The sequence below is a fragment of the Shewanella sp. 11B5 genome (assembly GCF_002836795.1).
Classification (GTDB): domain Bacteria; phylum Pseudomonadota; class Gammaproteobacteria; order Enterobacterales; family Shewanellaceae; genus Shewanella; species Shewanella frigidimarina.
Map to the genome: position 1 here is coordinate 1 of NZ_PJAP01001044.1, position 2,524 is coordinate 2,524.

General features: G+C 45.8%; 2 protein-coding genes and 1 pseudogene. All 3 read left to right on the forward strand.

Annotation, left to right across the window (positions count from 1 at the left end; all coding sequences use genetic code 11):
- Window positions 1–234, forward strand: a pseudogene (locus CXF78_RS20065) (ABC transporter substrate-binding protein); the annotation flags it as partial.
- Window positions 231–1,943, forward strand: a complete 1,713-nt coding sequence (locus CXF78_RS20070; RefSeq protein ID WP_102037750.1) for an ABC transporter permease — start codon at window positions 231–233, stop codon at window positions 1,941–1,943. The pseudogene CXF78_RS20065 and the gene CXF78_RS20070, both read left to right, overlap by 4 nt.
- A 2-nt stretch (window positions 1,944–1,945) precedes the next feature.
- Window positions 1,946–2,524, forward strand: a 579-nt coding sequence (locus CXF78_RS20075) for an ATP-binding cassette domain-containing protein (protein WP_257984962.1), incomplete at its 3' end; no start/stop codon positions are given.

A 2,524-nucleotide genomic window follows, 5' to 3' on the forward strand; every position in this document is an offset into this window, starting at 1 on the left:
AGCCCACAAGCGCAAGCACACAAACAGCAAGCTAATGTATGGGGCGACACCAGCGTGCTGGCACTATCAAAGCTAACTGCCGAACAGCAAGCTTGGTTTGCCCCGCCCAAACAGTCACATCCCAGTGCCACTATTGCTAACCAAGCAATCAGCCCAGCGTTGAGCGAACCCGATCCAAGTTGGAGTAAGGTTATTACAGCGCTTTGGTTACAACGCTATGGAGTGATGCAATGAGCACTATAGCCAAGCTGTTCAATCCAATTGTTCGCTTCAGCCCATTTATGATGATGGCTTTGTTACTGATCCCAGTATTGGGTGGGTTAATTGGCGTTATTCTACCTGCATTTGGTTGGATCCCAGCACTCGATCAAACTCATTTTAGCTTGAATGGTTTTAATCAATTATGGCAAACGCCTGGCATTGGCCACATGGCGCTATTGAGCATCACCACCAGCTTGGTGAGCACCTTATTGGCCTTTTTAATCACTATATTGATCTTAGCGAGTTACTTTACCAGTCCGTGGCTGGGTTATATTCAACGGCTTTTAGGGCCCATTCTGGTTATCCCCCATGCTGCTGCAGCCATTGCGATTGGATTTCTAATTACTCCGTCTGGTATGTTGTCTCGCTTAGTCTCGCCTTGGTTCAGTGGTTGGGATGCGCCACCTGATTGGCTATACCCACACGATGCGATGGGGCTGAGTATTATTCTTGGACTGACCTTAAAAGAACTGCCTTTTTTATTACTGATGGCGTTGGGCGTATTAGCACAACCCGACCTTGGGCAAACATTACGGGCGCAGCATAAAGTGGCATTAAGCTTAGGTTATTGCCCAATGACGGCATTTTTCAAAGTGGTGTTACCCAGCTTATATCCCCATTTACGCTTACCAATATTAGCTGTATTGGCCTACGCCAGTGCCAGTGTAGAAATCCCCTTAATTTTAGGCCCTAATAATCCACCTACATTGGCTGTGGCAATTATGCAGTGGTTTCATGACGTCGATTTAAGCCTACGCATTAAAGCGTCAGCGGGAGCAATATTACAAATTCAACTGACGTTATTCGTATTAGCCTGCTGGTGGTTACTCGAACGCTTAGTGAGTCAATTCGCTAAACCGATGTTAACCAATGGCGAGCGCGAATACGGCGGTGCCATCATCCAAAAAATTACCCATGTGATCACAGCCTTGATGTTAACTATTATAGGATTAGCATTAATGGGGATGGTGTTGTGGTCTTTTGCTGGTTTCTGGCATTTTCCTGATGACCTACCACAACAATTTGTGATATTGCATTGGCAAATGGCATTGCAACAAATGCACACACCACTTATCGATACGGTACTGATTGCCCTCTGCGCCACCACTGTGGCGATAACCTTAACCTTACTCACCTTAGAAGCGGAGCAGCACAGTGGAAAATCGCTATCGCTGCTGGGCAGTGTATTAATTTATCTGCCTTTGCTTATTCCAAGCATCGCGTTTTTATTTGGTTTGGTGTGGTTACTTGAGCAAGTCAACAGCCAACATACTTTTATCAATGTGGTACTGGCCCATGTGTTGTTTGTATTGCCTTATGTGTTTTTATCGCTGGCCAGTAGCTATCGACGTGTAGACCCACGCTTTAGTATTGTTGCAGCCAGTCTTGGTGCCACTAAAGCTAAAATCTTTTTCAGGATTAAACTGCCCATGTTAATTGGACCGATATTCATCGCTTGCGCACTCGGTTTAGCCATTAGCTTTAGTCAATACTTACCAACCTTACTCACTGGTGGTGGACGCATCAATACCATTACCACTGAAGCTGTTTCGCTAGCCAATGGAGGAAGCCGTAGGATCAGTGCCGTATATGCGTTAATGCAAATGATCCTCCCCGCTTTAGGTTTTTTACTGGCTTGGCTATTGCCAAAAATGTTAGTCAAACACCACCAACAAGGATAATAATGCAAACATTCGCGAGTACAGCCAACGGCTCAAATACAACCTCAACATCAGAACTCACCATTGATGGGTTGATTTTGAGTCGCCAGCAACAACACTTACTATCATTAAGTGCGACGATTCGTGGCGGTGAAATCTTAACCATTATGGGGCCGTCTGGCAGCGGAAAATCAACGTTATTAAATTGGTTAACGGGCATGTTGCCAGCGGGATTTAGTGCTGAAGGTCAATTGCATTTAAACGGCCAAAATATCACCACAACGGCCAGTCATTTGCGCCACATAGGTTTGCTCTATCAAGACCCATTATTATTTCCGCATTTATCTGTGGCTGGCAACATCGGCTTTGCCATGCCGCCAAGCCCCAAAGTACAGCGACAAGCGGCTATTAGTGAAGCATTAACCCAAGTGGGTCTTGGCGGATTAGAGCAACGTAACCCACAAAGTTTATCGGGCGGTCAGCAAGCTAGGGTGGCATTGCTGCGGGTATTGCTTAGTCAACCTAAAGCCATATTACTAGACGAGCCGTTTAGTAAGCTGGACAGTCAGTTACGCCAAGAAACCAGACAACTCGTTTTTGAT